Source organism: Microbacterium sp. GbtcB4 (assembly GCF_019091465.1).
Lineage (GTDB): Bacteria > Actinomycetota > Actinomycetes > Actinomycetales > Microbacteriaceae > Microbacterium > Microbacterium paraoxydans.
In genome coordinates, this window is the sequence record NZ_JAGXJJ010000579.1 from 1 (window position 1) to 236 (window position 236).

A 236-nucleotide genomic window follows, 5' to 3' on the forward strand; every position below is an offset into this window, starting at 1 on the left:
CGAGCAGGCCTCCTGGTTCGCGGAGACGTTCTCGATCCTGACCGGCACCATCGAGCAGGCGATCCACGGCAAGCGCCACGTGGACGAGCTCGTGCTCGCCACCGCCGGCAGCGGAGGCCACGTCCTCCTGGAGGACTACCCGGGAACCGGCAAGACCGCCCCCGCCCGCGCGGTCGCGCAGGCCGTCAACGGGACCAGCCGCCGCATCCAGTTCACGCCCGACCTCCTTCCGGGAG

1 protein-coding gene is annotated in these 236 nt (G+C 72.0%); it reads left to right on the forward strand.

The annotated features are described in order from the left end of the window. Nucleotides 1–236: MoxR family ATPase (locus KVS71_RS18890; RefSeq protein ID WP_217585298.1), on the forward strand; the 236-nt coding region annotated here is incomplete at both ends.